Origin of the sequence: Wandonia haliotis (assembly GCF_039523435.1) — a bacterium.
Lineage (GTDB): Bacteria > Bacteroidota > Bacteroidia > Flavobacteriales_D > Crocinitomicaceae > Wandonia > Wandonia haliotis.
This window is the reverse complement of record NZ_BAAAFH010000022.1, coordinates 765217-791852: the sequence shown is the minus strand read 5'-3', so window position 1 is coordinate 791852 and position 26636 is coordinate 765217. Positions and strand designations below refer to the sequence as shown.

At 41.1% G+C, this 26636-nt stretch carries 13 protein-coding genes; 8 read left to right on the top strand and 5 right to left on the bottom strand.

Annotated features, from left to right (window positions below; translation table 11 throughout):
- Positions 1–170 precede the first annotated feature (170 nt).
- Complete coding sequence (locus ABDZ97_RS16170) at positions 171–4637, bottom strand: T9SS-dependent choice-of-anchor J family protein (RefSeq protein WP_343790233.1); 4467 nt, start codon at positions 4635–4637, stop codon at positions 171–173.
- Positions 4638–4756: 119 nt separating this feature from the next.
- Between ABDZ97_RS16170 and ABDZ97_RS16165 the strand changes: the two genes are divergently transcribed.
- Together ABDZ97_RS16165 and ABDZ97_RS16160 are read left to right on the top strand one after the other, a co-directional pair.
- Positions 4757–5545 (top strand): SDR family oxidoreductase, encoded by a 789-nt coding sequence (locus ABDZ97_RS16165; RefSeq protein ID WP_343790230.1) that lies wholly within the window; start codon positions 4757–4759, stop codon positions 5543–5545.
- Between the two features lie 74 nt (positions 5546–5619).
- A complete protein-coding gene (locus ABDZ97_RS16160; protein ID WP_343790227.1) occupies positions 5620–6231 on the top strand; it encodes a Crp/Fnr family transcriptional regulator in 612 nt (203 codons plus the stop codon).
- Between the two features lie 37 nt (positions 6232–6268).
- Here ABDZ97_RS16160 and recQ (ABDZ97_RS16155) read toward each other — a convergent pair whose 3' ends face one another.
- The gene (recQ, locus tag ABDZ97_RS16155) at positions 6269–8449 is read right to left on the bottom strand and encodes a DNA helicase RecQ (protein WP_343790224.1); all 2181 of its coding nucleotides are present in this window, start codon (positions 8447–8449) and stop codon (positions 6269–6271) included.
- A 240-nt stretch (positions 8450–8689) separates the two neighbouring features.
- Here recQ (ABDZ97_RS16155) and tatC point away from each other — a divergent pair, with 240 nt between their 5' ends.
- Genes tatC through ABDZ97_RS16135 form a run of 4 tightly spaced genes read left to right on the top strand, consistent with a single transcriptional unit; the run spans position 8690 to position 13754 of the window.
- On the top strand, positions 8690–9475 hold the full coding sequence (tatC, locus tag ABDZ97_RS16150; RefSeq protein WP_343790221.1) for a twin-arginine translocase subunit TatC: 786 nt from the start codon (positions 8690–8692) through the stop codon (positions 9473–9475).
- 54 nt (positions 9476–9529) lie between these two features.
- Entirely contained in the window at positions 9530–11983 is a 2454-nt protein-coding gene (locus tag ABDZ97_RS16145; protein WP_343790218.1) for a DUF5686 and carboxypeptidase-like regulatory domain-containing protein, read from the top strand.
- On the top strand, positions 11983–12735 hold the full coding sequence (gene lptB / locus ABDZ97_RS16140) for an LPS export ABC transporter ATP-binding protein (RefSeq protein WP_343790215.1): 753 nt from the start codon (positions 11983–11985) through the stop codon (positions 12733–12735). Before ABDZ97_RS16145 ends, lptB begins: the two co-directional genes overlap by 1 nt.
- Positions 12735–13754, top strand: coding sequence for a helix-turn-helix transcriptional regulator (locus ABDZ97_RS16135; protein ID WP_343790212.1), 1020 nt, complete (start codon positions 12735–12737; stop codon positions 13752–13754). Before lptB ends, ABDZ97_RS16135 begins: the two co-directional genes overlap by 1 nt.
- A gap of 10 nt (positions 13755–13764) precedes the next feature.
- Here the strand turns inward: ABDZ97_RS16135 and recQ (ABDZ97_RS16130) are convergent, their stop codons facing one another.
- Entirely contained in the window at positions 13765–15879 is a 2115-nt protein-coding gene (gene recQ / locus ABDZ97_RS16130; RefSeq protein WP_343790210.1) for a DNA helicase RecQ, read from the bottom strand.
- A gap of 239 nt (positions 15880–16118) precedes the next feature.
- Here recQ (ABDZ97_RS16130) and ABDZ97_RS16125 point away from each other — a divergent pair, with 239 nt between their 5' ends.
- Complete coding sequence (locus tag ABDZ97_RS16125) at positions 16119–16439, top strand: hypothetical protein (RefSeq protein WP_343790207.1); 321 nt, start codon at positions 16119–16121, stop codon at positions 16437–16439.
- A gap of 12 nt (positions 16440–16451) precedes the next feature.
- Complete coding sequence (locus ABDZ97_RS16120) at positions 16452–24461, top strand: PKD domain-containing protein (RefSeq protein ID WP_343790204.1); 8010 nt, start codon at positions 16452–16454, stop codon at positions 24459–24461.
- 77 nt (positions 24462–24538) lie between these two features.
- On the opposite strand, the gene fabD is transcribed toward ABDZ97_RS16120, so the two are convergent.
- Complete coding sequence (fabD, locus tag ABDZ97_RS16115) at positions 24539–25420, bottom strand: ACP S-malonyltransferase (protein ID WP_343790201.1); 882 nt, start codon at positions 25418–25420, stop codon at positions 24539–24541.
- 189 nt (positions 25421–25609) lie between these two features.
- Positions 25610–26636 (bottom strand): T9SS type A sorting domain-containing protein (locus ABDZ97_RS16110; RefSeq protein WP_343790198.1); only part of this gene is annotated, 1027 nt, incomplete at its 5' end.

Below are 26636 nucleotides of genomic sequence, written 5' to 3'. Positions count from 1 at the left end.
ATATAATCAGTGATTTCTAAGAATATAAGTGTATTCCTAAAGGGGAATATAAATGGTTAGCTACTTGTTTTTGATAGTCAGTTAATTAGGAGGTTTTGAGGGCTAGGTGTTGAATACAAAAAAAGCGGGGAGCAATATATGCCCCCGCTGATTCAATTATTTGTTATTTTCTAGTTTCTTACAACCCGAATTACTTTCGATCCTGACTCGCTATAGATGTTTAGGAAGTAAACACCTTTAACAAGATTTGTCATATCGATTTCGTAGTTGTCTTCAGTCTTGAAGTTAACTTTTTCATTCAGAATCACAGATCCTTTGGAATCGGACAGAATCACTTCCGTATTGATTGCCGCACCGCTGTACTGAATGTTTACAACATCAGAAGTTGGGTTTGGATACAGAGCAAATCCTGCCAGTTCATTTTCTGCAATGCTTGCACAATCCTGAAGTTGTATTTCAACGTACGCTGTATCCGCAGGACAAACGCCATTAGAAACTACATAATAATAGTTGTAGTTCGCTGCGATTTGACCATTGAACGTTACTATAGCTCCTGGGAGTGCAGTGTTTGATGGATCGTACCATGTACCACCTAAATCAACTGATCCTGTAAGACCGTCGAACAGGTTAAATGGTCCGTAGTTACATGTAGCAACACTACTGTTATTCCCTGCGCTTGATCTTCCGTAAAGATTAATCGTTGCGTATGCTGTATCAGCTTCTGCAGGACAGAAGGTTTGAACAGTGTACATTGCCTGATATGTTCCGGCAGGAAGAGCATCTACTGTAAGTGTAGATCCGTTTAATGCACTTGGGTTTACATCGAAACTCCATGTACCTGTAGTTTCTCCCGGAGTAATAATCGTATTAAGATCAATGGTTTCGTCAAGAGAACATACATCTAACTCTCCATCCTGACTGGCTTGAGGAGTACAAATATCAATACAAACATCATCGATGTACAGATAGTATCCGTCAAGACCTCCTGAAGGCACATGGAATGCGATAAACACATTTCCTGTGTATGCAGAAAGATTAATCAGTGTGTCTTCATACGTTGTGTTGTTATATGAAGACAAGTCCATAAGTACCTGATCAAAATCGGCTGGGTTTTTACCAGTTGTTGAAAGAAGTACTCTGAAGTCATTTGGTTCAGAAGAACTTCTAACCCGGTAGAAGAACGAAAGAACTTCGTTTCCAGTCAATGTCACTTGTGGTGTGATTAACCAGTCGTCATTGTTTCCGCCGTTGTAATCTGTATAAAGACCTGCTGAGTAAGTTCCGGAGTTTGCATATCCGGTGTATAGTGTCCACTCATTGTCATCTTCATTTTCGTTAAGAACTGTCCAGCAATCTAATGTTGGAGAATCTGTTTCGAACCCTTCACACCAACCAGCAGCAGCTATTGGAGTACAGAATGTTACAGCACTCGCTGCACCAACTTGTTCACCTGATGTTCCGGGAGCACATGAAGGTTGAATATAGAAGTCATATTCTGTGTTCTCATCCAATTGATCAATAACAGCTGGATTGTTTGTTACAGTAACAAAAGTTCCTGTTCCAGGAGTAAACCCGGCTTCACCGTACTCAACAATCCACTCACCTTCAAGACCAGTTGTAGTCCAGGTAAGTTCAACCTGATCAAATGCAATTGCTTCTGCAGAGAAGTCAGTAATAGCATCCGGTTCTGCAATAGTGATTGTAACATCAGAGCTTACATCACCATTATCATCCTGAGCAACGATTGTATAAGTACCTGCAACAAGATTTGTAGGTATCGGACCAAAAGCTCCACCATTAACAGAGTAGGTTAATGGTTCAACACCACATTCTATTGAAGTAATTTCAAAAGAACCGTCTTCTCCTCCATTACATGTAGCATCAATTGGAGATACAAGTACATTTACATTATCCACGTTAATAGTTACAAGTGTTCTTTCATCACTACCACAAGCTCCTGCAACAGAACTTGCATAGAAGTTATAAGAACCAACAGTCGCCGGGTTTGAAAGAACAGATGTTCCCACTGTTTCAAGTGTGTTGTTAGTACCTAAAGAGTTTCCTCCTGTTGCGGCGTCAAACCATTCAATTGTAGCTACTGGAGCAGAGTATTGAATCTCTATTGACCAGTTTCTAAGAACTCCAAGGTCACCACCTGCATCATCAATTACTTTTAATGTCCAGGTTCCGTTTAACAAACCAGTAACTAAAGTAGACATATCTCCTTCAGCAGAAAATGTTCCGGTCATAGGTGCAGTAGCACCTGTGATTGGGTTTGTACCGTTCAAACTGAAAACAGTATTTACATAGTTGTCTCCAAGACCTCCGTTATCTGTTGATAGCTCAATTTCAGTACCATTAGCACCAACTAAGTAGATATCCAAATCTCCATTGAACGTGTGTTGTATGTTGATCGTAACAAATAACTCATCAACTGTAACACCAGTTGGAATTCCTGATACTGTTAAATCGGATGAAATTCCGGTAGTATTATTGTCAGGAATATTGATGTTGATATCTCCACTTGTCTCATTTATTTGTCCACTTGCCGGAGCAGTAGCTTCAATAATTTGAGAAGTAGCACCTGTACAAATGTTATAGGTGTCTTGAGTTACTAGAGGTGCCAAAGGAATTTGGTTGTCAACAGTTACTGTAATCTCTGAAGTTGCTGACCAGCATCCGCTCGTGCTTTCGAAAGCGGAAACATAGTATGTTCCTGTTTCGGTTATGTTCCAGGGCGTGTCTGCAGGTGAATCGGTAGAAACACCATCAACTACTGTTTGCCAATAATAAGTAACATCTGCAGGAGGTGCAGGCATTGAGATATCAGTTCCTGGTACACACACCGGGTTCTGCGCTGCAGTTGGAGCAGGTGGTGTCGGAGCCAATGGTAGATTTGTTACATCAATAGAAGATGCTGCTGACCAGAAGTCATAAATTGTATGGTAAGCTCTCAAATAGTAAGTCCCATTTGCAAAAACAGTATATGGACCTGAATATTGATTACTCATAGCTGTTCCGTCCGCATCAGTTTGCCAGTACCATTCGATATCTGCATCTGGAGTTCCTGTTGCATCAAGATCTGTCCCTGTATTACAATCAGGTGTTCCTCCAGCCTGAGTAAGAGAAGGTGCTACTAACGGATCTATAATTCTAAGGGTGTAGTCAATCACAGAGCCGTATGTTTCATTAGAACATGCTCCGGGTACAGTTGTAGAATATCTTGATCTAATACGCATTCTATAATCACCGGAAACAGTTCCGTTAGGAATTGTGATAGATCCGGATTGAGTTGCGCCAGATACAGAGTTCAGATATACTTCTTCTGCGTCATCAAATGTGAAGTCATTGTTCCAATCTACCCAAATTCTGAAAGTATTGCTTCCTCCAACATATGCAGTAGTAAAATTGAACGTACTGTCTGCCTGACTAACAATAGGTGAACCTGCGGATAGGTCTTCATACCCGCCAGCAGGCTGGGATGAAGCTGAATAGGAAACGTTAGATATTGCATCTATAGTTACAAAAGAAGATGTGTAGTCACCTGTGTATGTGAAAGTAGGAACACAATATCCTGTGTAAATAGAGAAAGGACCAGCCCATTGGCTTGTTCCATCTGTGTCACAATCTGCCTGAATATATATTTCATAACCAGTGCCTGCTGTAAGTCCAGTGATCTGGTAGTTTGGAGAAGCTGAAATGTCAGCACCTATTTCTTCCGAGTTTCCTGGGGTAAACCCTGGAGCCCCCCATTCGATACTCCACGAAGCTTCCGTTCCTCCTGGTGTCCAGGAAATATCTGCCGTCGTGTAATCTATAGCATCTTGCGTAATATTTGAAACGATCGGACAAATGGCTTCGGTAGTGATAGCATACGGTCCAACCCAGTTGCTGGTTCCGTCAGCAGCACAGTCTGCCTGAATATAGATTTCATAATCGGTTACTTCAGTTAACCCTGTAATTTGATAAGCAGGAGTTGTTGTAACTATAGAACTCCCGATTTCTTCTGAATTACCAGGTGTGAAACCAGGTGCTCCCCATTGAATGTTCCAGGAAGTTTCGGAAAGACCGGCTGTCCAGGAAATATCAGCGGTAGTAGCTGATAAATCATCGGTCGTAATTCCAGTTACATCCGGACATGGGATTTGTGTTACAGTGAAATCTGTAACATCAAAATCTAAATCATTTGGGCTTCCCCATTGACCTATAGCAATGTAAACCGTAGTAGATGGTGGTATAGTCGCTGTTACTGTAGTAGAGACATCAGCCGAAATGTTCCCGTCGGCATCTAACTCTCCACTGAACTCGGTGCCTGTACAGGTTGAAAAAATTCCAATTCCATTCCAACTATTTCGCGAAAATATAGTCATGGATATTTCCTCTACCAAGCTGCCTGATGTATATTCAAATAGATAGACATCATCATCCCAATAAAGTTCATCGATGGAAGTGCCTGTTGGGTTGGTATTCCAATCTTCAACACCTCCGTTACCCGGGGTCGTTATACCCGACTGGGTAAATCCATCGGTAATTACAACACCCGAGCCACAGCCAAACTGTGCTTGCGTGTTGAAGCCGACGGCTCCGAAGAGTAAGCTTAGGGCAAAAACTTTAGCCCTCTTGTAAATCTTTCTCATAATCACAACTAGTTTATTAATTTATTATAACGAATATAATAATAATCAGTTAAATAAAGAAAAAGAGGAGAAATTTAACAAATAGCCTATCTTTGTTTTTTTTAGAAAAAACAGACAGAATGACTTTGATCGGATTAGGTAAAACAGCAGTAGTTTGTGGAGCTACGCAAGGAATTGGATTTGAAAGCGCTAAGGCGTTAGCCGTGTTAGGATATTCAATCGTTGCGATTGCAAGGAATGAGATGAAGCTCAAAGAGGTGATTGCCGGATTTTCAACAAATGAAGGGCAAAGTCATACCTACATTGTTGCAGATTTTTCAAATCCACAATCGGTTCAACAGGTTGTTTCAAAATGGGTGAATTCAGGTAATGTTGCTCATGTACTTGTGAATAATACTGGTGGACCAAAAGGAGGTCCTATTCTTCAGGCAAAGCCACAGGAGTTTATAGATGCATTTAACCAACATTTGGTTTGTAATCATATTTTAGCTACCGCTTTGATTCCGGGTATGAAAAATGCAGGTTTCGGAAGAATTATTAATATCATTTCTACAAGTGTTAAACAACCATTACCGAATCTGGGTGTCTCAAATACAATCCGTGGTGCAGTAGCAAATTGGAGTAAGACACTGGCAAATGAGGTGGGGCGTTTTAATATTACAGTGAATAATGTGTTGCCAGGCGCAACGAATACTTCTCGTTTGCAGTCTATTGCCGCTGTAAAGGCTGAGAATACAGGAGAGTCTGTTGAGGATATTTTTGCTGAAATGGCGGCAGAATCACCGATGAAACGTATTGCTGAGCCGGAGGAAGTTGCTGCCGCAGTAGCTTTTTTAGCTTCCGAAAGTGCTTCTTACATTAATGGGATCAATATACCTGTAGACGGCGGTCGGACTAAATCCCTATAGGACTAAGAGGAGATTTAGATGGGTTTTTGTAAGTGAAAAATTAGTATCTTCGACACACGTAAAAAATGTGTTGTATGGTACTTCCTGATGAATTATTCAAGTCAGTTCTGAAAGATGATGTAAAGAACTCCGGTGTGGTTAAAACTTTTGAGCCGGGAGATGTTATCTTAAATGAAGAATCTTTTATCAGATCTATTCCGATTGTTCTTGATGGTAGTTTGAAGGTAATGCGAACTGATCCTGACGGGCGTGAAATTCTTTTGTACTATATCAAACCGGGTGAAAGTTGTATTATGTCTTTTCTGGGGGGGCTCCATCAGGAGATGAGCAAAGTAAAAGCGGTAGCTGAAGAGAAAACGCAATTACTATTGATTCCTGTGGATAAAGCAGGTGAGTGGATTAAAGAACATCCGGAGTGGACGGATTTTATGTTCCGTTTGTATCACAGAAGGTTCGAAGAGTTACTCGAAATGGTGAACCTTGTCGCGTTTCAGAAACTGGACCAACGGTTAGAACACTTAATCTTACAGAAGAGTAACCTGTATAACAACAAAGAGATTAGTATTACACACCAACAGTTAGCGGATGAGTTGGGTACGACTCGTGAAGTTGTTTCGCGGATCCTGAAGCAAATGGAAACGAAAGGAATGATCAAACTGGGACGAAACAAAATTGTCCTTCAGTAAACTCTGATCAATAGACTTTGACGTATTGGGGACTTTTTTAATTCCCCATTTCAGACATGAACTTGATACGCATCAATCGTAATTCTTCCTCTGTGTAATCTCCGTCAAACTCATTATAGGCTTCAACTAAAGAATCGGTTTCGGCTTCCCGGAAGTAGTCAAATATTTCTTCCTGATTTTCTTCGTCGAGGATGTCATCCAGATAATAACGGATATCCACTTTTGTTCCCGAAAGTACAATGGCTTCAATTTCATCAATGATTTCGTCCATTGTTTTCCCCTGAGATTTGGAGATGTCTTCGAGAGGTAGTTTCCGGTCTATATTCTGAATCAGTTGAACTTTAAGTCCTGATTTATTTACAATGGATTTTACAACCAGATCTTGTGGCCGGTCGATGTCATTTTCTTCTACATATCTTGCAATCAGATTGATAAAAGGCTTTCCATACCTTAGGGCTTTTCCTTGTCCGACTCCCTGAATATTTGTGAGTTCTTCCGTTGTGATTGGGTAGTGAAAAGCCATCTCTTTGAGCGAATTTTCCTGAAATACAACAAAAGGAGGGACGTTTTGTGCTTTTGATGTCTGTTTACGCAGGTCAATCAGCATTTTGTACAATGCTTCATCAAAGGCATCTTTTGCTCCTGCCTGTGTGATGATTTCCTGATCGTCTGTTGCTGAATAATCAGTCTCGCGAATGAGTAGAAAGGAAACCGGGTTTTCCAGAAAATCCATTCCTTTTTCAGTCAGCTTCAGAATTCCATAGGATTCAATGTCTTTATGGAGTAGTCCGTTAACAAGACATTGGCGTATCGCCGCATTCCAGAATACTTCGTCATGTTCTTTCCCTTTTCCAAACAGTTCATGTTGATCATGTCTGTAGGAGACAATATCAGAAGTTTTGTTTCCACTTAAAAAGGCACTGATGTGTTTGTTTTTCTGCATTTGATTCAGTGCAACAATTGCTTGCAAAAGTAGATGGACTTCATCTTTGCCTTCAAATCTCTCTTTTGGATTTTTGCAGTTGTCACACATGTCAGAGCAGGCGCTGTCATCAAATTCCTCTCCGAAGTAATGGAGTAAATATTTTCTTCTGCAAATGGAAGTCTCGGCATACGAGACTATTTCAAATAATAATTGTTTACCAATTTCAATTTCAGATACTGGTTTCCCCTGCAGAAATTTTTCTAGTTTTTCTACATCTTTATAGCTGTAGAAAGCAAGGCAGTGACCTTCTCCTCCATCTCTTCCGGCACGTCCGGTTTCCTGGTAATAGCTTTCCAGAGATTTAGGAATATCATGGTGTATCACAAAGCGTACGTCCGGTTTGTCTATTCCCATCCCGAAAGCAATAGTCGCTACAATAACATCTACGTCCTCCATCAGGAACATATCCTGATGTCTGGCGCGTGTTGAAGCGTCCATTCCCGCATGATAGGCAAGAGCATTAATTCCGTTTACCCGGAGTACTTCCGCCAGTTCTTCTACTTTCTTACGGGACAGGCAATAAATGATTCCCGATTTCCCTTCGTGTTGACGGATGAAACGAATAATTTCTTTCTCAACCTCCCTTTTAGGGCGTACTTCATAGAAAAGATTATCTCTGTTGAAAGATGCTTTAAACAATTTTGCATCCATCATATTCAGGTTCTTCTGGATATCAACCTGAACTTTAGGGGTAGCAGTCGCTGTTAAAGCGATAATGGGAACTTTTGATATTTTTTCAAATATCTCCCGTAATCTCCTGTATTCCGGTCTGAAGTCATGTCCCCATTCAGAAATACAGTGTGCTTCATCAATTGCAAAGAAAGAAATCGGAACCGAAGTCAGGAAGTCAATATTCTCTTGTTTGGTAAGGGATTCAGGAGCTACGTAAAGTAATTTTGTTTTTCCTGCCTGAATATCTTCTTTAACCCGATTGATTTCCGATTTGGTTAGCGATGAGTTCAGGAAATGAGCTACAGCGTTTTCTTCGCTTACATTTCGAATTGCATCAACCTGATTCTTCATAAGGGCAATCAGAGGGGAGACAACAATTGCAGTTCCGTCCATCATGAGTGCCGGGAGCTGATAACACATAGATTTTCCTCCTCCCGTAGGCATAATTACAAATGTGTTGTTTCCATCAAGAACATTTGTAATAATAGCTTCCTGCTCACCCTTGAACTGGTCAAATCCAAAATACGTCCTTAACGCATCTTTCAACTGAACTACTTCCATTACTTCAACTTAATTACTCTTCTTCCCCTAATATACTAAAAAAAACGGCTAACGAAGTTAATTAAAATACATTGGTTATAAATTATTTATCGCTGATTTTGACGAAACCGGGGACGAAGCCTGTTTTTGTTTCTATTAACTTATTTTAACAAATCGGCGCTACGAAGTTAAGATATTTCTGGTTCTGACAGGGTAGATAGAAACTAAACTTTTGACTACCTTTGTTCGATCAATTAAGTAATGATGACAGACAACAAGGAAATGTCATTTCTTGATCACCTGGAAGAGCTCCGCTGGCGTTTGGTGAGAAGTTCAGTAGCAATCGTTGCCATAGCGACAGTTATCTGGATATTTAAATCATGGATCATGGAAAATTTGTTCATGACTATGAGAAAATCAAGTTTCTATACATTTGACTTTTTGTGCCGCACCATCAATGTTTGTGTTGAAGATGTACCTGTCAATATGCAGAGTACGGAAGTGGTAGGGCAGTTCTCGTATGCTTTGATGATGAGTGTTGTCGGGGGTATAATTTTTGCTTTCCCCTATATTTTCTGGGAAATCTGGGGTTTTGTAAAGCCCGGGCTAAAGAAAAATGAACTAAAAGCGGTTAAAGGGACTGTCTTTTTTGTGAGTGTTTTGTTTTTCATAGGAGTGCTTTTTGGTTATTTTATTGTAGCGCCGCTTAGTGTTCAGTTTTTTGGGTCTTTCCAGATTGCGGAAGGAATTCAGAATAACTTTACTGTATCATCATATATGAGTACGGTTATTTCAACGATCTTTTTTTCCGGTCTTTTATTTTTACTTCCGGTCTTGGTTTACTTTTTTGCCAAATTAGGGATTGTATCTTCAGCATTCCTTAAGAAATACAGAAAACATGCGATTGTGGGGGTGTTGATCCTTTCAGCATTGATTACTCCCCCGGATTTGATTAGTCAGATTATCGTGGCAATACCCATTGTATTGCTTTATGAGATAAGTATTCTGTTAGCCAGATCTGTTGAAAAAAAAGAGCCTAGAGGGTAAACCCTGTTGGAAATCTTAACTTCTTTTTCATAACTTTAGCGATTGATCCGAGTTATGAGAAGAATACTACACTTATTTGTATGGTTCCTGCCTATATTCTCTATTGCCCAGAAAACAGTTGTCAGTGGGGTGATTACGGATGCTGAAACCGGAGAGCGCCTTCCGTTTGTCAATTTAAAATTTCAGGATACAAAAAGCGGAGGGACGACTAATCTCGAAGGAGAGTTTCTTATCGAGTCTTATTATGCTACGGATACATTGGAAATTTCGTTTGTCGGGTATGAATTAACAAAAGTCCCGGTTGATGTAGGTAAAACACAAGAGATTCAAATTGCTTTACAACCAACTTCGGGTATGCTGAATGATATAATTGTTGAAGCACCTGATGAATTACCGAGTGAACGTCTTATGCGACTCGTTGTGCGAAATAAGCCAATTAATAATAGAGAAAAACTGGATGCTTATCAATACGAAACGTACAACAAAATACAATTAGACCTGAATAATATCGGGGATGGTTTTGATGACAGAAAGTTTGTTCAGAAGTTGGGAGAGGTGTTGGATTATCTGGACTCGAATAAACAGGGAAAGTATCTTCCGATGATTCTTTCAGAGTCGGTCTCTCGTTATTATTTCAAGAAGAATCCAAAACGGAAGAAAGAGATAATGGACGCAACGCATATCACCGGCGTCGAAAATTTGGAGGTAAGCCAGTTTATGGGGGAAATGTATCAGGATATTAATGTCTATGATAATCTGATCTTCTTATTTGGTAAACAGTTTATTTCTCCGCTTAACAATTCGTATAAATTGTTTTATAAGTACTACCTGGCTGATTCTGCATTTATAGATAATCAGTGGTGTTATAAGCTCACTTTTACTCCTAAAAGAAAGGGGGATCTGACATTTGAAGGGGAGATGTGGATTCACGATACAACATACGCAGTTAAAACAATTACAGGTGATATATCTCCCTGGGCAAACCTGAACTACGTCCGGGGGATGCGATTTGAGCAGGAGTTTGATCAGGTAGAACCGGAAGTCTGGATGTTAACCAGAGAGCGCGTAATTGTTGATTTCCAGTTGTTGCGTAAATCAAAAATTTATGGTTTTTACGGGAGAAAGACTACGATGCGAAAAGATTTTGTCATTAATCAGCCGTACGATGATGAATTTTATAGTTCAGATAGCCGGGTAGAAGTTGCCTATGATGCCAAAGAAAAAGATCAATCCTACTGGAGGGACCACAGGCATGAACCTTTGTCAGAAGATGAAAAAGGAGTAATTAAGATGGTGGATACGCTTGCGTATAATCCAACATTTCGTTTTTTACAGAATGCCGGATATATGCTAACTACCGGACACTATCGTCTGGGATTGATTGAAGTTGGTAATTTATATAATCTGATTAGTTATAATGAGGTAGAAGGTATCCGAAACGAAATTTCGGTTCGAACATCTAATAAATTCAGTAAGCGAATTGAATTGGCAGGCAGGCTTGCATACGGCTGGTCAGATCAGCAAATCAAATATGGGGTGGGGATGCGTTATAATATCACTCCTAAAAAGAGAGGAATGCTGGCCGTCTATTATCGAAATGACATTGAGCAGTTAGGGATGTCTCCGAATGCAAAAGAGGTGGGAGCGACTTTTGGAACCCTTTTGCGTACTGGGCCCCTTGATAAGTTGACTTCCGTTAAGAAAACCGGGGTGAATCTGGAAAAAGATATTGGAAAAGATTTGATTCTCTACGGTGGTTTTGAGTGGAAATCGTACACACCTCTTGGAATTGCAGATTATAAAAGATATGACAACGAAGGGACTGTCAGGGATATAGAAAACATTAAGGCAAGTGAGTTTACCATTAAGTTGAGGTGGGGTAAAAATGAGGAGTTTATTTCGGGTCAGTTTGACAGAATTTCTCTGGGGTCAAGATTCCCTATTTTATCTCTGCAGGCAATTTTTGGTGTGAAGGATCTGTTTAACTCAGATTATAATTACCAGAAGATTGAATTTCAGTTGAGTCACAAGGCACGACTTGGTTTTTTCGGTGCAATACATTATGATATTCAGGCGGGACATGTATTCGGAAGAGCAGCTTATCCGTTTCTGAAAGTTCATCCGGGAAATCAATCGTATTGGCTCCAGACAGAAGCATTCAATAATATGAGTTTTTTTGAGTTTGTGAGTGATCGTTATGTTTCGCTGATGGCAGAACACCATTGGAACGGGTTGCTCTTTGACCGGATTCCCGGAATACGAAAGTTGAAATGGAGAATGGTTACAGCTGTAAGGGGAGTGGCAGGAGATTTAGGGAATCGCCATTTATCGGAAATGATCCTTCCTGATGTTACCCATTCGCTGAATTGGAAACCTTACGTGGAAGTTGGAGCAGGAATTGAGAATATTTTCAACTACCTTCGCATAGAATTTACCTGGAGGTTGACACACAGAGTTCCGGGAGTTAATAACTTTGGCATTCGTGCCCGGCTTAATTTTGATTTTTAATGAAACTGCATACAAAGGAGATTAAGAAAACCTACAAAGGAAGGCCTGTTGTCAAAGGAGTTACCGTGGAAGTAAACCAGGGAGAAATTGTTGGGCTTTTAGGTCCGAATGGAGCAGGTAAAACGACTTCGTTTTATATGATTGTAGGCTTGGTTTCTCCCGACTCAGGTCGTGTATTTCTGGACGAAAGAGAAATAACCAAATTGCCAATGTACAAGCGGGCGCAGCTTGGTGTGGGATATTTACCTCAGGAAGTATCTGTTTTCCGCAAATTAAGTGTGGAGGATAATATCATGGCAATCCTTGAGATGACGAAACTGAACAAACAGGAGCGTCATGCACAACTTGAAAAATTATTGAATGAGTTTTCTCTGCAGCATGTAAGAAAGAATTTAGGAAGCATGTTATCAGGTGGGGAGAAAAGAAGGACTGAGATTGCCCGTGCACTTGCTACGAATCCCAAGTTTGTATTACTGGATGAACCATTTGCAGGGGTTGATCCGATTGCTGTTGAAGACATCCAGTCCATTGTCGCAGATCTCAAAAAGCGAAATATAGGTATCCTGATAACCGATCACAACGTTCAGGAAACACTTTCAATCACTGACAGAGCATATTTATTATTTGAAGGAAGTATCCTTAAATCGGGAACAGCCGAAGAGCTCGCTGCCGATGAACAGGTCAGAAAGGTATATCTTGGACGGAACTTTGAATTGAGAAAAAAGAAAACTGAAGAAAACCCCGAAGAATAATGCCGCACGTTAAAAATGCTTTACTTCGATATCGTGTAATTGACCGGGCTATCCGGAACTCGAATAATCCATATCCTTCCAAGAGAAAGCTTCGGGAGTTGTGTGAAGAAACATTGTTTGGTTCTTCTTCAGGAGCAAATATTTGTGATTCAACTATTGAGAAGGATTTGTTTGCTATGCGTATGGAATATGACGCACCTATATATTACAGTAAGAAGGAAAGAGGGTATTATTACGAAGACCCTGATTTTTCAATTGATGATACACCACTTACACAGGATGATGTTAATGCATTGAAATTTGCAGCAGGTACGATCGCTCAGTTTCGGAATATGGATTTTTTCAAAGAGTATGGTTTTGCTTTGGAAAGAATGATTGACCGCATTGATGTGAAGCGTCACAAAAAATCATTTCGCCCGGACACGGAAATGATCCAGTTTGAAACAGGGTATGGAAAAACTGGGCAGGAATATATTAACCCGTTGCTGCAAGCGATTGAAGGTGGAAAAGAAGTGTGGTTCGATTATACCAGCTTTGCCAATGGAGAAATGAAGCGACGAAAAGTTACCCCGCTCCTGTTAAAGGAATACCGAAATCGTTGGTACCTGATTAGTTATGATCTTGTAAAAGACAGGATTTCTACGTTTGGTTTGGATCGGATGAGTAATATTGACCCTTCTGAGGGAAAAGCAACTCTCCCGGTAAATTTCAACCCTGATCTCTACTTTAAGCACAGCCTTGGGATTACGGTGACAGGAGATCAACCGGTTGAGGTACTGTTTAAAGCAGATAATATTGCTGCAAAATACATTGCTTCTCAGATGCTACACCCATCACAGCTAACGGTTAAGAATGGAAATAAACGAACGACTTTTAGTTTACATGTTTTAATAACAGAAGAACTGATACGTACTCTGTTAAGTTACGGAAGTGAGATAGAGGTGATAGAGCCACCAGAACTAAGAACGGAAATGATGAATAGAATACAGGCTATGTCATCGCGTTATAAAATGATGTAAAATTCCCTGATTATAGTTCTGCACTTTCTTTTTCCAGTAAAGAGAGTGCAAGTCGTATCTGATAATACGGTATTTCACCATTGAAGTGTTCAAAATAGGGTTTTAGTGATACGGAATCTTTTGTTCTTTCATAAAATTCTCTGACACGATCAACGAGAGAGGTTTCTACATAACGCAATAAGTCAACCTGGGTCCCCTCCAGATAGAGTTTTGCGAGATGGGAGTATACGGTTTCTTTATTTAGTTTCCGAATAGTTGCTATTTCTTCGGGAAGAAGTCCTTCTTTATAGAGCTCGTATGTTTTTTCATAGGTTGATACCTCAGGCTTTATGGTTTTTTCAAATTCCCTGATTACCGTTATGAACTCGTCCCCGTAATTCATCATTTTTTGATGACCCACACCCGGTATGTCAAGAAAATCATTCTTCGTTACCGGTCGTTGAGAGGCCATTTCTTTAAGAGCGGCATCACTGAAAATGATATACGCAGGTACTTCTTCTTCTTTTGAAATAATTCGTCGTAACTGACGCAGTTTCTGAAATAATTCTTCTTCAGGAGATGCGCTTTTAGAGGAAGAAGGAGTTTTCGTTTCCGTTCGCTTTTTAGACGAACCAGAGAATTTAGCAAGTAAGAAATCTTGTCCTTCAAACAGGATCTTATCTCCGAATGGAGTTGTTTTAAGATGAAAGTTTTCATCGTAAGCTATTTCAATAGCCCCCTGATTAAGAAGTTGTATCAGATAAAAAAGCCATTCTTCATTACTAAGATCTCTTCCCGCTCCGTACGTTTTTAAATTTTGATAACCATTTGTATAAATATCAGCAGTCTTGGCACCTCTGAGTAACTGGATTAATAGGTGTAAACCGATTTGTTCATGGGTTCTTTTTATACCGGAAAGCGCTTTTTGTGCAATGACTTTACCATCAATAAACGAAGGAGGATTCAGGCATACATCACAGTTTCCACAGTTTTCTTCCAGATTTTCACTAAAATAGCTTAATAATGTTTTGCGACGACATGTCTGAGACTCTGCGTAATGAAGCATCCTGTTCAACTTCTCTGTAAGAACTTCTTTTTGTGAACTGTCCCGCGCAAAGTCGGCCAAAAGTTTTACATCACGCATTGTATAATAGAGAACAGCTTTGGATGCGAGACCATCCCGTCCGGCGCGTCCTATCTCCTGATAATATCCTTCCAGATTTTTAGGAAGATTATTGTGAATAACCCATCGTACATTTGACTTGTCTATTCCCATTCCAAAAGCTATAGTTGCTGTAATCACCGGAGTGCGATCGTGGATAAAATCTTCTTGAATTCTTGATCGTTCGGTGTTGGAAAGTCCGGCGTGATAATGGCTGGAAGGAATCCCGTTCTGAAGGAGAAAATTATTAATGTCTTCAGTTTCTTTTCGTGACAAACAATAGATAATCCCAGATTGGCCTTCGTGTTCTTCTAAAAAATCGAGGATTTCTTCCTGCTTTTTTTTCTTGGGAATATTTCCTCTGACTTCAAGACTGATATTAGGGCGGTCAAATGAAGAGAGAAAAACATGAGGGTTTTTCAGGCCCAGTTTGTTTTCGATTTCTTTACGGGTAGCTTTATCTGCTGTTGCTGTGAGCGCAGAAAAAGGGATGTCTTTCCAGTAATTTCTGAGCAGATGTAATTGGGTATATTCTGGACGAAAATCATGACCCCACATTGAAACACAGTGGGCTTCATCTATGGCGACCATAGAAACAGGGACCATGGACAACCAACTGTCTAATGCAGGGAATACTGTTTCAGGTGCCATGTATAGTAATTTGTAGGTGCCTGATTTTGCCTGTTGTATAACCTCAGCTCGTTCTGACTCAGGTTGAGAACTATTAAAAAAGGCAGCTTCTACACCATTGGATCGTAAACCTTCGACCTGATCTTTCATGAGAGAAATAAGGGGAGAGATGACAAGTGTTGTACCATCAAATACGAGTGCCGGAATTTGATAACAAATTGATTTTCCTCCTCCTGTTGGCATCAGGACAATTGTATCCTCTTTTTCGAGTGTCGTTCGAATTATTTCTTCCTGCTGAGGTCTGAATGTAGAATAGCCGAATATCGTTTTCAGCTGTTTTCTGGCGCTTTCCATTTTCAATAAATTTAGGTAGGTTACCGCAAAGATAATTGAAATTTCATCTTTTTTAAGAGCTTAAAACAAAAGAGTTGGATGAGGTTGGTAGTAATAAATCAGGGGGTAAATATTTTTTTTTCACTAGGTGTTGTAAAAATGTTAATTTTAAAAATGAAAATAAGCAACCCTTTTGATAGGGAACTCGTTGAATATAATGAACATGCTATTTGGTTTTTACCAGGAATAAACCCACAACTATGAAGAAGAAAGTGAATTGTTTTACAGGCAGTATAGCCGTCGTCGGTATGCTGTTTATTGCAGGGAGTGCTTTGGGGCAAAGTACTTTTGAGCCTATCACTACGAATAATTATACTGATACCAACTATCACAGAAATCTTGAAAAGTCTGAAATACAGAGACAACGTATGTCAGAAACGCCTTCAACCCCAGGGTCTGTTTCGAAAGAAGAACAATTGACTCTCTACAGAAATGAACTTGCAAAATATCCTGAAGGGTCCGAAGAGAGACGTATTTTGGAAGAGAAGATCCGCCGAACAGAACAAACAGAAGAAAATTAATACACATACACGATGAAAAAACTGGTTACGCTACTTTTCTTTTTGGTGGTATGTTTTGCTGGTGCTTTGGCTCAGATAACGGGCAACGGGCATTCGACTACTACATCAACATCCTACACAGATGGCTCACCGAATGATCAGATTTATATTTACTGCACACCGGACTCCGATGGAAATCCGGTTACCGGTTCGTTAACAGCAAGTTCTCCTTCCGGAGTAGCGCCGTATACATTTCAATGGTATTCCTACAATTCGACTTCGAATGGTTGGGATCCCTACACAAATACGAATGGAACGACGAGTACGATCAATGGTTTGGCTAATGGAGGATACCTGGTTGCAATCACGGACGCAAACGGAACAAGAATAGGATGTTATCGTGCCTGGGTGTTTTTGAACGAGACTACTGTTGATGCAGGGGCTCCCATTGCTGCCTGTGGTTCATTTACTTTAAATGGTACGGCAAGTCCTGTAGCAAATTTCGTATACTACAACCCGCCGCCAAATCCATTGACCATTGATAATACAACAAGTATTCAGGTCTGTTTCAATGCAAACCACACCTATGTTTCCGATTTAGGCTTTTTCCTTGTTGGTCCTGCTTCCTGCGGGTCTCCTACAATTACATTGTCTCCTAATCCGGGGGCAATAGGACAGAATAATGTTTGTAACAGTGGTAATAATGTAAATAACCTTTGTTTTTCGAGTACCTCAACTACTATTCTTGATGTTTGTTCGGCAGGAGTGCCACTTAGTGGAACCTATGGAGGGTATGGTCCTGGGGCAGGAACAATGATAAACTGGTCGTCTTTATACGGTTGTGATGCATCAGCCGGTGGATGGAGTGTACAGATTTATGATTGTATCGGGTCAGACGTTGGCGCATTGACTAGTGCAAGTATTGCTTTCAATGGTCAGGGTACGTGCGGTCCTTTGAATGTAAATTATAATTCAGGATCTATTAATTCTGCAATTAATGATAACTCTTGTTCCGCGGCATCGGCATCTATCTTCTCTGTTCCACCGAGCGTTTCCACAACGACTCCTATTACATTAAATAACTCAATAACCTCAGTTTCCTGGTCAACGGGAGCGAATACACTTTCTACTACAGTAAATCCTGCTCCGACAGCGAATACATGGTATTACCTCACAGCTACGGATAATTTCGGTTGTACAGCAATTGATTCGGTACTATACACGAACACCTGTGTTTGTAACTTCACATCTATATCGACCGTTTCTCAACCTTGTCAACCGGATAACACTTTTGATCTGACGGGAGAGTTACAGTTTGATTACCCTCCTGGAACGGGACAGTTAATTGTAGAAGATTGCCACGGAAATTCGTCTACCTATAACGCTCCTTTTACTAGCCCATTCAATTTTAGTATTGATAATATAACGGCAGATGGTTCTACCTGTTCAGTAACAGCATACTTTACCGATGATCCTGCCTGTACAATAACATTGTCCAACATTAGCTATACACAGCCCTGTGTATGTTATGCGGAGATAGGGACATTCACACCAGTAATGGGAGGAATAAGTACTAACCCGTACATCTTGTGTTATGGTGATAATTTGGATATTACGCCAAATGGGGACTATGTTCCACCGGCAGAAGCATTGTATCCGCCTTCAGCCTCCGGGTACGATCCCAATATTATTTGGGGAGTCTATTCTTGCCCTCCAACAGTGGCGGTTACTCCGGATCCTACTTATTTTATAACGGATGACCCTTGTTGGATCGGAGTCACTTCTATAGAAAACCTGAATGAGCTAAATGACCAATTCTGGATTGATAATTACCCCGGTGTTTTTACAAACAATACGGTGTATTTTGTTCCGATTACAGCTTACAATGTCAGTTCAAACCCGTTATTAGTATCTTATACCAATACAAGTTTGGATTGTTATGAAATGGGTGCGCCTTATGCCGTTCAATATTTGCCGGAGATTCAGACGAATGTATCTGAAGATTGTCAGGCAGGTAGTGTAACAGTTACTGTGTCGGGAGGCTTACCTCAAGTAGATGGATCTGATTTTACAGCATCCAACCTTACACCTGCGTCAGCTTCCTTTAGCAATACCACAACAGGGAATGGCGGTACTATTGTTGTCACCGGATTGGTGGATGGAGATAATTACTCATTTGATATAACAGACGGTAACGGTTGTCCGGTAACAATAACCGGGACTTTTACAGGTCCGGAAGACGCATCATTCACGTATCCTTCTGCAACTTATTGTCTTGATGATGCAGATCCTTCACCAACTATTACAGGTGTGACAGGAGGTCAATTTGGCTCGACGGTTGGAGTGGCTATTAACTCAGCTACTGGAGTTGTTGATCTGAGTGCTACAGGACCGGGTACTTTTACTATTGTATACCAGTCACCGGATCCGGTTTGTTATTCGATAGAATCATTTACGATTACGATTAACCCTTTACCCGTCGTGGCAGTGAATGATCCTACAATTTGTGATGGAGAGACGGTTACCCTTACAGCATCAGGAGCGGATACGTATTCCTGGTCCCCTGGAACAAACTTAAGCGCAACAACAGGGGCTTCTGTAGATGCATCACCATCAACCACAACAAACTATACTGTAACAGGTACTATAACTGCAACAGGTTGTACCAATACAGATATAGCTACAGTAACAGTTAATCCGCTACCGATTGTGAATGCAGGTGCGGATCTTGCTGTCTGTGATGGTACGTCTGTTACATTGACAGCTACTGGAAATGCAGCTTCTTATTCATGGGACAATGGTATCTCTAATGGTGTCGCTTTCACTCCGACTGCAACAACTACTTATACAGTTACAGGTACTTCTGCAGCAGGATGTACGGAAACGGATCAGATAACAGTCACAGTTAACCCGCTTCCGAATGTATCGGCAGGGAATGATTTCACAGTTTGTACTGGTTCAACGATAACTCTTTCAGGGTCCGGGGCAACCAGTTATGTGTGGAATAATGGGGTAACTGATGGGGTTCCTTTCGTTATTAACGGAACAACAACGTATCAGGTAACTGGAACGGATGTAAATGGATGTCAGAATACGGATGATATAACTGTTGTTGTTAATCCTGATGCACCTATAAATGCAGGGTTTGATGTAACAATTTGTGAAGGAGAATCTGTTGTGCTGACTGCTACAGGAGGTGTTTCTTATTCATGGGATAATGGTTTGGGAGCAGGAGCTTCTCATACGGTGAGCCCAACGGTTACTACAACCTACACGGTTAATGGAACGGATGCGAATGGATGTACAGGTACGGATCAGGTAACGGTTACTGTGAACCCTCTTCCGGAAGCTGTAATTAACGGAACAACGGATGTCTGTCAGAATGACGCTGCTCCTGTTATTACCTTTACCGGTTCAAACGGGACTGCTCCATATACCTTTACGTATACAATTAATAACGGTGCAAATCAAACCGTAGTTTCGACAGGAAACACAGCGACTGTTACTGTGCCAACCGGAACGGCAGGAACATTTGTTTTTGATTTGGTAAGTGTTCAGGATGCTTCGTCTACAACATGTAGTCAGGCTCAGACTAGTTCAGCGACAATAGTGGTAAATCCACTTCCAACTGCGGCAGTGACTGGTACAACTGACGTCTGTCAGAATGACGCTGCTCCTGTTATTACCTTTACCGGTGCAAATGGGACCGCTCCTTACACTTTTACCTATACGATTAATAACGGAGCGAATCAGACAGTGGTTTCAACAGGAAACACAGCTACTGTTACCGTACCAACCGGAATTGTAGGGACATTTGTTTTTGATTTGGTAAGTGTTCAGGATGCTTCGTCTACAACATGTAGTCAGGCTCAGACTAGTTCAGCGACAATAGTCGTAAATCCACTTCCGACGGCTACTATTGCCGGAACAATTGATGTCTGTCAGAATGACGCTGCCCCTGTTATTACCTTTACCGGTTTAAACGGTACAGCTCCTTATACCTTTACTTATACGATTAATAACGGCGCGAATCAGACAGTGGTTTCAACAGGAAACACGGCTACTGTAAATGTACCAACCGGAACAGCAGGAACGTTTGTCTATGATTTGGTAAGTGTTCAGGACGCTTCGTCTACAACATGTAGTCAGGCTCAGGCAGGTTCAGCGACTGTAGTGGTAAATCCACTTCCGACTGCTGTAATCGGAGGAGATAATACAATTTGTCAGAATGATGTTGCTCCTGTTATTACCTTTACGGGGGCGGGTGGAACAATGCCTTATACTTTTACGTATACAATTAATAACGGACCAAACCAGACGGTTACTACAGCAAGCGGAAACTCTTCAGTAACTGTAAGTGTACCAACCGGAACGGCGGGAACATTTGTATATGCTATGGTGAGTGTTCAGGATGCTTCGTCTACAACATGTCTGAATCCTCAGACTGCAACTGCGACGATAATCATCAATCCACTTCCTTCAGCAACTGTAACAGGAGGGGTTTCTGTTTGTGTTGGTGATACTGACCCTGTTGTAACTTTTACAGGATCTTTAGGTACGGCACCTTATACCTTTACCTACAATATAAATGGAGGAACGAACCAAACTATTGTATCGACGGGAAATAGTGCTACAATAACAGTTCCAACAACTACAGCAGGAACATTCAATGTGAATCTTGTGAGTGTTGTAGATGCCAGTTCAACAACTTGTCAGCGAACCATTAATCAAACTGCTACCGTGGTTGTTAATGCGAACCCGGTAGTGTCAATTAGCGGTGCAAGTGAATATTGTGCAGGAGCTTCAGCTACACTTGATGCCGGAGCAGGATTTACTTCTTATCTGTGGTCAAATGGAGCTACAACTCAAACAACAAATGTTACTGATGGAGATAATCCTGTAACAGTTACTGTAACAAATGCTGCCGGATGTTCTACTACTTCGGCACCTTTTTCAGTAACGGAGAACTCCCATATAACAGCAAACTTTTCTTACGAAATTTGTCAGGGACAGTCGATGGTGATTCATGGGGTTACGCAAACAACAAGTGGAGTATACTCTCAGGTTTTTGTGTCGACAACAGGATGTGATTCAACAGCAAATGTAGCATTGACCGTTCATCCGCTGCCAAATGTTTTTGCCGGAAATGATTTTACAATATGTTCCGGGGATGCAATCACACTTTCCGGAAGTAACGCTGTGAACTACGTTTGGGATAATGGAGTTTCCAATGGGATTCCATTTACGCCTTCAGGAACTCAGACATACGAGGTGACCGGTACTGATGTTCATGGATGTGTTAATACGGATCAGATTACTGTTACTGTTAACCCACTTCCGACGGCAACAATCAATGGAACAACTGATGTCTGTCAGAATGATGCTGCGCCGGTTATTACTTTTACCGGTGCAAATGGTACAGCACCTTACACATTTACCTATACAATTAATAATGGGGCTAATCAGACAGTGGTTTCGACAGGGACGACTGCAACAGTCAATGTGCCGACAGGAGCAGCAGGAACGTTTGTCTATGATTTGGTAAGTGTTCAGGATGCTTCCTCAACGACATGTAGTCAGCCTCAATCCGGGTCGGCGACGGTTCTGGTTAATCCACTTCCAACAGCTTCTATTGCTCTTAATGGAGCGTCTATAGTTTGTCGAAATGATGCAAGCCCTGTTATTACGATTACTGCTTCAGGAGGAACTGCTCCATATACATTTACTTATACAATTAATAACGGGGCCAATCAAACTGTTGTTTCTACTAATAATTCGAATCTGGTGACCTTTAGTGTTCCAACCGGAATTGCAGGGACATTTGTGTATGATTTGGTAAGTGTTCAGGATGCTTCATCTACAGCCTGTCTGAATTCCCAAACAGGTTCAGTAACTGTAACCGTTAATCCGCTTCCTACAGCAACAATAAGTGGTACAATGGATGTCTGTCAGAACGATGCCGCGCCAGTTATTACTTTTACCGGTGCAAACGGAACAGCTCCTTATACCTTTACGTACACAATTAATAACGGTACGAGTCAGACTGTTGTCTCAAGTGGTAATACTGCTACGGTAACTGCACCTACCGGAACAGCGGGGACATTTGTATATGATTTGGTGAGTGTAGAGGATGCCTCAACTACAGTTTGTGGTCAATCGCAGTCAGGATCAGCAACTATTCTGGTAAATCCACTTCCTACTGCGACTATTGATGGAACGGTTGAAGTTTGTCAGAGCGGTACATCTCCATTGGTGACTTTTACTGGTGCAAACGGTTCGACTCCTTATACTTTTACATATACTGTAAATAACGGACCTAATCAAACAGTTGTTTCGACGGGTAACACAGCAACCGTTTCTGCTCCTACGGGAACGGCAGGAACATTTGTGTATGATTTGGTGAGTGTTCAGGATGCCTCATCTACAACTTGTAGTCAGGCTCAGTCAGGCTCGGTGACAGTAACGGTAAACCCACTTCCGACAGCATCCATTACGGGAACTACTGAAGTTTGTCAGAATGGAACTTCGCCGGTGATAACTTTTAACGGAAACGGAGGAACTTCTCCTTACATATTTACTTATTCGATAAATAACGGTCCGGATCAAACGGTTGTTTCAACAGGTGCTACAGCCACAGTGTCTGTTCCTACAGCCACAGCTGGAACTTTTGTTTATAGTCTTATCAGTGTTCAGGATGCTTCTTCTACGGCATGTCTTAATCCACAGACACAGTCAGTAACAGTAGAGGTAAATCCGCTCCCAACAGCAACGGTGACAGGAACAACTGATGTTTGTGTAGGCAGTGCAGCGCCAGTAGTAACTTTTGAAGGGAACAACGGAACTGCTCCCTATACATTCACTTACAATTTGAATGGAGCAGGAAATCAAACAATAACTACAACGGGAACTAATACTACGGCTACCATTACAGTTCCTACAAGTGTTGTCGGGACGATAACTGTTAACCTTTTAAGCGTTCAGGATGCGTCTTCAACAGCTTGTAGTCAGGCGCAAACAGGATCGGCTGTAATAACTGTTCATGATCTTCCTACTGTTTTTGCCGGAAATGATCTTGTAATTTGTGCCGGATCGACGGTTATTCTGACTGCATCGGGAGCCAATACCTATAGCTGGTCAGATGGTATTTCCAATGGAGTTCCTTTTATTCCTGCAGATACGACTATTTATACGGTGACAGGAACCGATGTCTATGGATGTAGTAATACGGATGATGTTCAGGTGGCCGTTGTGCCTAACCCTGTTGCATCATTTACTGGTCAGGATTTATCTGGATGTTCTCCCGTGACAGCTACATTTAACAATACATCAACAGGAAACCTGTTAGATTGTCAATGGACTTTTAGTAATGGAGAGACAGTTAGTAGTTGTTCGGATATAACAGCCACATTTACTTCTTACGGATGCTATGATGTTACATTGACAGTGTCAACACCTGAAGGATGTACAAATTCAACAACAGCCATTAACTATGTTTGTGTAGAACCTGACCCAATAGCATCGTTTTACCCGAACCCTTCCGAATTGTCAACGGTTTATCCAACCAGTCGGATGATTAATAATTCTGAAGGAGCGGATTCTTATATATGGAATTTCGGAGATGGTTCTGGACCTTCAACTGATGTTGCTCCTTCGCATACTTTCCCGGATGGTCCAGGTGTTTACACAGTGACGTTGACAGCTTATTCCCCTGCGGGATGTGTGGATGTTACTGAACAGGTGATTACAGTGAAGGAAGAGTTGATTTTTTACGTTCCGAATACTTTTACTCCGGATCAGGATCAGTTTAATGAAGTGTTTTTACCGGTATTTACATCCGGGTTTGATCCCTTCAACTATCACCTGACCATATTTAACCGATGGGGAGAAATTCTTTTCGAATCGTATGATGCGGAATTCGGATGGGATGGAACGTATGGTGGGAAAATTGTTGAAGATGGAACTTATATCTGGAAAATAGTTGTGAAGCGAACAGATGTAGATGATAGAGAAGAATATATCGGACATGTAAATGTCTTACGATAGTTTAGGGTTTTGATAGAGGTAAAAAAGGGGAAGTGATTTTATCATTTCCCCTTTTTCTATGAATAGCGCAACGATAATTAAATTTGTGCACTGGACACAGGGAATTGCCGGTCTACTTTTTTAAATAATCCTTGTAGAACTTTACCCGGTCCTACTTCAATAACCTCTGTAGCTCCATCTGCAATCATTTGGTTCATGGTTTGAGTCCAACGTACAGGAGCAGTTAACTGATCAACCAGATTCTTTTTTATTTCTTCCGGATTTGATACTGCTTTTGCAACAACATTTTGATATACTGGACAAGAAGGAGTATTGAAGACTGTAGCCTCAATTGCAGCAGCTAGTTCTGCTCTTGCAGGTTCCATTAATGGAGAATGAAAAGCTCCTCCTACCTGAAGAACTAATGCCCTTTTTGCTCCGGCTTCAGTAGCTAATTCGCACGCTTTTTCAACAGCAGGAACCGCTCCGGAGATAACAAGTTGTCCGGGACAGTTATAATTTGCAGGAACAACGATGCCGTCAACGTTGTTACAGACTTCTTCTACTTTTTCGTCTTCAAGCCCTAGAATTGCTGCCATAGTTGAAGGCTCTGCTTCACAAGCCTTTTGCATAGCCATAGCGCGTTGGTATACCAAACGAAGAGCGTCTTCAAAGCTTAGAGTACCGTTTGCTACAAGCGAAGAAAATTCGCCTAAAGAATGTCCGGCAACCATGTCCGGTTGAAAACTATCTCCCAGTGCTTTTGCAAGTATCACAGAGTGTAAGAAGATGGCTGGTTGTGTTACCCTTGTTTGTTTTAGTTCTTCGTCTGTTCCCTCAAACATGATATCAGTAATTCGGAAGCCTAGAATTTCATTCGCTTTTTCAAATAATTCTTTTGCTACTTCTGAATTTTCGTAAAGGTCTTTTCCCATTCCTGAAAACTGAGCCCCTTGACCCGGAAATACATATGCCTTCATACTTATTTCGTTTTTATTCTGTTTCTATTTATGTGAAGTTGGCAAAAATAGTAACATATATGAGAGTATTTATATGCTGACTTTCTTTTTTGAAACGAGGGTTAATTTCTGAAAAAGAAGGGTAAACAAAAAAAGTCGCCTGAACTCAGGCGACTTTTTCTGGGTTAAAAACCATCTAATATAAGGATATTACATCTTTACAATGCGTTTCATCCATGTTCCCTGATCGTGAGTTCCTTTTACAAAGTATACTCCCGGTTCAAAAGAAGAGATGTTAATAATGTGTCCGGATTGAACCTGACCTTCAGAAAGAACTAGTTTTCCTTGTGTGTTGTAGACAAGAACACTTGTTTCATTGATTTCTGTTAGCTCAATTGTTAAACTTTCTTTCGTTGGGTTAGGGAACAGACTAACAAGCGTTTCAGCAAGTGTATTTTCCGCAAAACCAACAGTTGTTACACTGAAACAATCTGATACAGCTATACAGTCATCTTCATTCATAATCAGAACGGCATATTCTCCATTTTCTGAAGCAACATAAGTTTCAGAAGTAGCACCTTCAATCATTTCATCTGTCGAACAATCAATCCACTGGTACGAAGTTGCCTCTTCTGAAACAACCAATGTAACTCCATCTGTTGATGTAATAGTCGCCGTAAGAGCAGCCGGTTCATTGATTGTAAAGTCCACCGTCGCCGTACATCCGTTTGCATCTGTTACCGTACAAGAGATTGCTCCTGCTGCAAGATCAGTAACCGAAGCCGTTCCGTCACCAGTTGGCGTTCCAGTCCAATCGTATGTATAATCAGTAGTTCCACCAGAAACAGCCACAGAAGCAGTTCCATCAGCTTCACCGTTACAAGAAACGTTCGTTTGTGCATCAGCTGTAGCTGTAAGAGCAGTTGGTTCATTGATTGTAAAGTCCACCGTCGCCGTACATCCGTTTGCATCTGTTACCGTACAAGAGATTGCTCCTGCTGCAAGATCAGTAACCGAAGCCGTTCCGTCACCAGTTGGCGTTCCAGTCCAATCGTATGTATAATCAGTAGTTCCACCAGAAACAGCCACAGAAGCAGTTCCATCAGCTTCACCGTTACAAGAAACGTTCGTTTGTGCATCAGCTGTAGCTGTAAGAGCAGTTGGTTCATTGATTGTAAAGTCCACCGTAGCTGTACATCCGTTTGCATCTGTTACCGTACAAGAGATCGCTCCTGCC